This is a genomic window from Colidextribacter sp. OB.20 (assembly GCF_009911595.1).
Taxonomy (GTDB): Bacteria; Bacillota; Clostridia; order Oscillospirales; family Oscillospiraceae; genus Lawsonibacter.
In genome coordinates, this window is the sequence record NZ_QWKG01000111.1 from 1 (window position 1) to 7,513 (window position 7,513).

Consider the following 7,513-nt stretch of genomic DNA (forward strand, 5'->3'; position numbering starts at 1 on the left):
GGGCGTGCTCACCTTCCTGCCCCAGATCGCCCTGCTGTTCTTCTTCCTGTCCCTGCTGGAGGATTCGGGCTACATGTCCCGGGCGGCCTTTATCATGGACCGGGCCCTGCGCCGGTTTGGGCTGAGCGGAAAGGCATTCATCCCCATGCTCATGGGCTTTGGCTGCTCGGTGCCCGCCATTATGGGGGCCCGGACCATGGAGAACGAAAAGGATCGGCGGATGACCATCCTGCTGGTGCCCTTCATGTCCTGCTCCGCCAAGCTGCCCGTCTACGGCCTGATCTCCGCCGCCTTCTTTGGCCCCTGGGCGGGGCTGGTGGTCTTCGGGCTGTACATCATCGGGATGATTGTGGGCATCGCCTCCGGCCTGTTCTTCAAAAGGACCCTCTTCGCCGGGGAGCCCGCCCCCTTTGTGCTGGAGCTGCCCCCCTACCGCCTGCCGTCCGTCGGCAATATGCTCACCCATGTGTGGCAGAAGGTAAAGGGATTTCTTGTCAAGGCCGGTACATTGATTTTACTAATGTCCATGGTCCTCTGGCTGCTGCAATCCTTCGACTTCTCCCTGCGTATGGTGGACGACCCCACCCACAGTATGCTGGGGGCTCTGGGCAATGTGCTGGCTCCCCTCTTCGCCCCCTGCGGCTTCGGCTTCTGGCAGGCCGCTGTGGCCCTGCTCACCGGCCTGATCGCCAAGGAGATGGTGGTGTCCTCCCTGTCCATGTTCTACGGCTTTTCCCTCACCGCCGCCAGCGGAGAGGTGGCCGCTGCCATGGCGGGCTTTAGCCCGCTGTCCGCCTTCGCTATGCTGGTGTTCATCCTGCTGTATGTCCCCTGTGTGGCGGCGGTGTCCACCCTCTTCAAGGAGATGCAGAGCCGGAAATGGGCCTGGTTCTCCATCGCCTGGCAGATGGGCTGCGCCTATGTAGTATCGTTCCTGGTGTATCAGATCGGGAGCTTGTTTCTGTGACAGTAGATTTCGTGTAGGGGCGGATATCATCCGCCCGCACGATACCCACCGGAGACACGACAGCGGCGGGCGAGTAATACCCGCCCCTACAACGCAATGAAGGAGCTGTGATAGAATGATAAAGCTCATTTCTCTTGACCTGGATGGCACCCTCCTGGATCCGAAAGGGAAAATCACCGCCGCCTCCAGGGAGGCCGTCGCCCGGGCAAAAGCCGCAGGGCTGCGGGTGGTCATCAACACTGGCCGCCCCGTTCAGGAGGCGGTATGCTTTGCCCGGGAGGCGGGGTGCGACCTGCTGGTATCCGGAGCGGGCGGCGGGCTGGTGGTGGACGGCGAAACAGGCCGGACCATCCGCCAGTGGGACGTGCCCGAGTCCCCCGCCCGCCGGGCCATGGAGCTGTGTCTGAGCTGGGACGCCCAGCTGCTCATTTTTGCCGGGGGCGAGATCCTGGTGAACGCCGCAGGGAAGCGGTATATGGAGGACTGCTATCCCTTCCCGGTCTTTCACGATGCAGTCATCGTGACTGAGGACTTTTTGGGATATATGGAGGAGCACCGCCTGCCTCTGGTAAAGATTCATGGGGAGAAGGGCCCCGGCTGGTGTCCCGCAGAGGAGCTGGACGCCCTGCCCGGGGTGAGCACCACCACCTCCAGCGCCCATGACTTTGAGCTCACTGCCGGCGGGGCGGACAAGGGGGCGGCTCTGGCGGTGATCGCGGAGCGGTACGGAATCCCTCTGGACCAGTGTGCCGCCGTGGGGGACAGCGAGAACGACCTGCCGGTTTTCCGGGTGGCGGGAATGCCCATCGCTATGGGCAACGCCCCGGAGCATGTGAAGGCCGCCGCCCTCCGCCTAGCCCCCTCCAACCGGGAGGAGGGAGCGGCCTGGGCCGTCCTAAGCTGCCTGGAGTAGAGAAAAAGCGGCCGCCCACCCGGGCGGCCGCCTCATGATTATCAAATATTTTCCTCTTCTCTACACCCTGTCAGACAGTCCCAGCAACCAGTTCACTGAGACATTCAAAACCCTGGCAAAGATGGGAAGCTCATAATCGGGGATGAATCGGGTGCCGATTTCAATGCGGCTGATGCTGTCCCGCTCAATGACGACTCCCTCCACCTGCATCCGGGCAGCCAGCTCAGTCTGAGTCAGCCGTTTTTTCAGCCGGGCTTCTCGAATGCGCGTGCCTGAAATATTCTTTTTTCCTTCATAACTGTAGATTTTCAAGATGCCACTCCGATATGTTAAAGATAAGTATTATGCTTGACTTTAACATATCAAACGTGGTATTCTTGTGTTAAAGATCAGTATTCCAAAAAACTATCAAAAATGAGAGGAGCAGCCGCTATGTCACTGTTTGGAAATCTGTTCGGCAAAAAGCCGGAACCCCCCAAGCCGGAGGAACATAAGGAGCCTGAGGCCCCCAAGTCCGGCCTGGGCGCGCCGGCAGGATTTTTCCCCGAGGGGGTGGACATGTCCGACTGGGACCAGGTGTTCTCCGCCTGCCTGGGCAAAATGTACACCGTCCAGCACGCCTTTCTGGACCTGGTGAGAGACGAGGAGGGCTGGTACATCGACTTCGAGAAGGGCACCCTTACCCTGGGAAAACAGGAGTTCCGGGTCCAGTTCCTGGGCAGCGAGTCCTATGTCTCCAACTCCTGGCTGTGGGGCTGGGAGAACGTGAACAATTTCCCCAACAACGTGCTGGGCCAGGTCCATATCGCCCGGACCTACGGCCAGGCCTGGGGGCTGGAGCCCCTGATGTACGCCCAGTGTGAGCTGAACGACACCTTCAACGGCCACAACTTCTCCATGGTGGTCTGCGGAGCTCTGGCGGAGGACCGCTGCTACTACCGCTGTCCCACCGGCGAGGGGCAGGGGGCGGCCTTCGTGGTCCTGTGCGACATGCCCGGGGAGCTGTTTGCCCCGGTGGACGGCATTACCTTCATCAACAGCGTGAGCCAGTGCATTCAGCAGTTCTATCTGGACCACAAAATCTTCGTGGAGGCCTTTCTGCGGTGGAATAAGACCCCCTTCGACTGGTCCGGCGACACCCTCACCGCCCACTTCGATGCCGAAGTGGTGGTGGAGTTCGAACAGGCGGGAGAGAATTACCGGATCAAGAATCTGAAAACCGTAACACTGTAAAAGCGGCGGCCGCCCGACGGGCGGCCGCCGCTTATATTGCAAACAGGGAAGCTCTTTTTGGTTCTTTTTCTCTCGAGAAAAAGAACGCCTGCCCGGCGAGGGCCGTCAGAGCTCCAGCACCTTGATATAGTCCTCTACCACCGTCCGGGCGGCCCGGAGGGGGTCCTCCCCCTTGGCCAGGCGGAGGGAGAACCGGGGGGTGTCCCCGGGGATGAGAAGCAGGCGCTTGCTGTATTTTTCCTGGGCGCACAGGGCGGAGAAGGGCTCCAGCCGGAACTCCTCCAGAGAGAAGACCAGCGTTCCGCTCTTCTGTGCGATGTCAGAGATGCGGCACCGGGCGGCGTCGGAGCGAAGGAGAGCCACAGAGATGAGGTTGTTCACCGGCCTGGGGGGCTCTCCGTAGCGGTCGATGAGTTCATCCACCAGTTCGTCGGCGTCGGCCTCGCTGCGCACCGCGGCGATGCGGCGGTACAGGTCCATCCGCTGCTCCGGCGAGGAGACATATCGGTCCGGAATGGCGGCGGAGACGCTGAGGCTGGCGGCACACTCGGTGCGGGTGGGCAGGGGCTGGCCCTGCTCCAGGAGGACGGCCTCCTCCAGCAGCTTCAGATACATGTCGTACCCCACCGACAACAAAAAGCCGCTCTGTTCCGGGCCCAGCACATTGCCCGCCCCCCGGATTTCCAGATCCCGCATGGCGATCTTAAAGCCGGAGCCGAACTCGGCGAACTCCCGAATGGCCTCCAGCCGCTTGGAGGCCACCTCACTGAGGACCTTGCCCCGGCGGTAGGTGAGGTAGGCGAAGGCCCGGCGGTTGGACCGGCCCACCCGTCCCCGGATCTGGTGGAGCTGGGCCAGACCCAGCCGGTCGGCGTCCTCCATAATCAGGGTGTTCACGTTGGGCAGGTCGATGCCCGTCTCGATGATGGTGGTGCACACCAGCACGTTCAGCTCCCCGTCGGTCATCCGGGCCATCACGTCGTCAATGGCATCCTGGGTCATCCGCCCGTGGGCCACCCCGATGGCGGCCTCCTCCCCCAGGAGTATCTGGATGCGGGCGGCGCAGCGGTCGATGGTCTCCACCCGGTTGTGGAGGTAGAATACCTGCCCGCCCCGCTCCAGCTCCCTGCGCATGGCGTCGGCCAGCAGGTTCCAGTCGTGCTCCAGCACATAAGTCTGCACCGGCTGGCGGTCCGCCGGCGGCTCCTCCAAAGTGGACATGTCCCGGATGCCGGACAGGGCCATGTTCAGCGTCCGGGGGATGGGGGTGGCGGAGAGGGTGAGTACGTCCACCTGCTTGAAGGTCTCCTTCAGCTTCTCCTTGTGCTGAACGCCGAACCGCTGCTCCTCGTCCACCACCAGCAGGCCCAGGTCCTTGAAGTGCACGTCCTTATTAAAGAGCCGGTGGGTGCCGATGAGGATGTCCACCTCCCCGTTTTCCACCCGGCGGAGGGTCTCCTTCATCTGGGCGGGGGTGCGGAAGCGGGACACCACGTCGATGTTGACCGGGTACTTCTGGAATCGGCGCAGGGCGGTGAGGTAGTGCTGCCTTGCCAGAACGGTGGTGGGCACCAGGATGGCCGCCTGCTTGTTGTCCAGCACGCACTTCATCATGGCCCGGAAGGCCACCTCCGTCTTGCCGTAGCCCACGTCGCCGCACAGCAGCCGGTCCATGGGGGTGGGGCGCTCCATGTCGGCCTTGATCTCGGCCACGCATCGCAGCTGGTCGTCGGTCTCGGTGTACTCAAACTGTTCCTCAAACTCCTGCTGCCAGGGGGAGTCGGAGGAAAAGGCATAGCCCGGCTGGTGCTGGCGCTGGGCATAGAGCTGAATCAGCCCCTTGGCCAGGTCCTGAACCGCCTTTTTGGCCTTTTTCTTGGCCTTCTCCCACTCCTGGCCCCCCAGGCGGTTGAGCTTTTTGGTCTCGTTGGCGTCCTCCCCTCCGCCGATGTATTTGCTTACCATATCCAGCTGGGTGGCGGGGACATAGAGCACGTCGCTGCCGGCGTAGGCAATCTTCACATAGTCCTGGTCCACCCCCTCCACCGGCATCTTCACCATGCCCACATACCGGCCGATGCCGTGGTGCTCGTGGACCACCAGGTCGCCAGGGGTGAGGTCGGCATAGGATTTCAGCTTCTGCCGGTTGGTGGCGTCCTTCTGCCGGCGGGGCTTTTTGCCGGCGGTCTTCTCCCCCTCGGTGAGGACGGCCAGCTGGATAGCGGGGTACTCAAACCCGACCGACAGCCCCCCCACCGTGATGACGATCTGGCCGGGCTGGGGCAGCTCCTTGAGCTGGAAGTCCACGGCGGACCGAATCTTCTGCTCCCGGAGGAGGTTTTGCAGATCCAACGCCCGCTGCTCCCCGGACACCAGCACCAGGGCGGCAAAGCCGCTGTTCTGATAGTGGGCCAGGTCCTGGACCGCCGCCTCGGGGCTGCCCAGGAAGGGGGGCAGCTGCTTGGCGGTGACGGACAGCAGCTCCCTGGGGGGGACGGGGTAGCTGGCGGTGGTGAAGGAGTCCAGATAGACCACCGGGAAGTCCTCCAGCCGCTGGAGGAGCTGGGGGAAGGTGAGGGCCAGCTGGATGCAGGAGGGGTCCAGCTCCCCCTGCTCCAACAGGGTTTTCACATCCTCCTCCAGCTGCCACTGGTAGCTTTTGGCCCGGTCGGCGGCCCGGGGGACCTGGTCAAAAATCACACAGGCGTCAGGGGGCAGGCAGTCCGCCGCCCCGGACAGCTCCGGGTAGATCAGGGGGAGGTAGCGGTCCAGGGCGGGGAAGCTCCTCCCCTGGGCGATGGCCTCCCCGTCCTCCTCCAGGGTCTTGCTCAGCTCCTTATTGCCGTTCTGGAGGGCCCTGGCGGCCAGCTTTTCCAGCTTTTTAGCCAGCCCCGCCGCCCCGCCGGGGGCCAGCTGGGGCAGAACCTCGGCGGCGGGGAGAAGGAGGGCGGTCTCGATGTTCTCCGTACGCCGCTGGGTGGACGGGTCAAAGACCCCCATGGCGTCCACCTCGTCTCCGAAGAACTCCGCCCGGACAGGGGCCTCCATGCCGGGAGAGAAGACGTCCAGAATGCCGCCCCGGAGGGCAAACTGGCCTACCCCCTCCACCTGCTCGCACCGGACGTATCCGGCGGCGGACAGGTCCTCCGCCAGCTGGTTCAGGTCACAGACAGCGCCTGTCCTCAGCGCCCGGCAGCAGCCCTCCAGCGTCTTGGGGGGCATAGTCCGCTGGAGCAGGCCCTCCACCGTGGCCACCAGGAAGGGGACAGTCCCGTCGGACAGCCCCTTCATCAGGGCCAGCCGCCGGTGCTCCCACTGACGGGAGAAGGCGGCGGCGTTGTGAAAGGTGAAGTCCCGGGGGCCCAGCACGGGGACGGTTACCCCCGCGAAGGCCCCCAGGTCCCGGGCCAGCTTCTGCCCCTCGCTCTCGTCGGCGCAGACCACCACCACAGGCCGGCCGGTCATCAGCCCGATGCCGGCGGCGATGTGGCAGCGGTGGATGGCGGCCGGGCCGGACAGGGCCGCGGGGGAGCGCCCCCCCTCCAGGGCGGCCAGGAGCTGTCCAAATTCCGGCAGGCGCTTCAGGGCGGCAGTGAGCAGTTTCATGGGGAACACCTCGATTTTTGTACAATTAAGGGAACGCCGAAATGCCCCACCCCCGAGAGGGGGAGGGGTAGTGGCTTAATCTGTTGTTTTTCGTTAAAGCAGCGCGACGATCAGCCCGATAATACCCACAACGGTGCCCACAATACCCACCGCAAATGATACCTTGGCAAGCTGATCCTTCCGTGTCGCCTTGTGCTGGAGGTAGGCGGCATCCTCCTCCACAGAACGCAGCTTTTCGTCTAAGGAAGCGAACTGATTGTAGGCGTCCTGATATAACTCAAACAGCTGGCCTTCCGTTATATTTGAGGTCTCTGCACTCTTGGCGGCACAGTGAGCGGCCTTCGCGCGGTTAAAGTGGGTCTGAACCTCAGGCAGGAACCGCCCCTGGTCAAGATAAGAGAGGTCTACCCCCTCATAGCGCTTAAAAAAGTCTGTATAGTTGTCGTAAGAGATAAGGCAGCTGTATTTGTAGCAGTCCAGCAACGCCCGCTTGGTATGAGATTTGATTTTGTAGACATTCCGCTGGGCCTGCTCAGGCGTTTCGGCGATGGCGGCGCGGGCCAGATGTGCATACATCGCGCGGATCTCATTTTGCAGCTCAATGGGAAATTCGCTCTTCTGGGATTCAAACAGGACAATAAAAGGAACGATATCCTCAAGATAGGCTCTAAAGCTCTCATCCAGGTCCTGCCCGTACTGAGTCAGAAAAGAGCTGTCCACCTCCTACAATATAGTTACGGTATAAGGCACGGCAGCCAGCCGTGTCTTTTGTCGTCTCAAAGCTGAAGCTGTAG

The 7,513-nt window shown here is 62.5% G+C and carries 6 protein-coding genes; 3 read left to right on the forward strand and 3 right to left on the reverse strand.

Going from position 1 to position 7,513, the window contains the following annotated elements:
• The coding region (gene feoB / locus D1641_RS18305) for a ferrous iron transport protein B (RefSeq protein ID WP_160668354.1) at positions 1 to 967 on the forward strand (967 nt) is incomplete at its 5' end.
• Between the two features lie 115 nt (positions 968 to 1,082).
• The gene (locus D1641_RS18310) at positions 1,083 to 1,880 is read left to right on the forward strand and encodes a Cof-type HAD-IIB family hydrolase (protein ID WP_160668356.1); all 798 of its coding nucleotides are present in this window, start codon (positions 1,083 to 1,085) and stop codon (positions 1,878 to 1,880) included.
• Positions 1,881 to 1,940: 60 nt separating this feature from the next.
• Here the strand turns inward: D1641_RS18310 and D1641_RS18315 are convergent, their stop codons facing one another.
• Positions 1,941 to 2,192, reverse strand: coding sequence for a helix-turn-helix transcriptional regulator (locus tag D1641_RS18315; RefSeq protein WP_160668358.1), 252 nt, complete (start codon positions 2,190 to 2,192; stop codon positions 1,941 to 1,943).
• 120 nt (positions 2,193 to 2,312) lie between these two features.
• On the opposite strand from D1641_RS18315, the gene D1641_RS18320 reads away from it, so the two are divergent.
• Positions 2,313 to 3,113, forward strand: coding sequence for a DUF6882 domain-containing protein (locus D1641_RS18320; protein ID WP_201757433.1), 801 nt, complete (start codon positions 2,313 to 2,315; stop codon positions 3,111 to 3,113).
• A 105-nt stretch (positions 3,114 to 3,218) separates the two neighbouring features.
• Here the strand turns inward: D1641_RS18320 and mfd are convergent, their stop codons facing one another.
• Positions 3,219 to 6,719, reverse strand: a complete 3,501-nt coding sequence (mfd, locus tag D1641_RS18325) for a transcription-repair coupling factor (protein WP_160668360.1) — start codon at positions 6,717 to 6,719, stop codon at positions 3,219 to 3,221.
• 93 nt (positions 6,720 to 6,812) lie between these two features.
• Positions 6,813 to 7,439, reverse strand: coding sequence for a hypothetical protein (locus D1641_RS18330; RefSeq protein WP_160668362.1), 627 nt, complete (start codon positions 7,437 to 7,439; stop codon positions 6,813 to 6,815).
• Between the last annotated feature and the right edge of the window lie 74 nt (positions 7,440 to 7,513).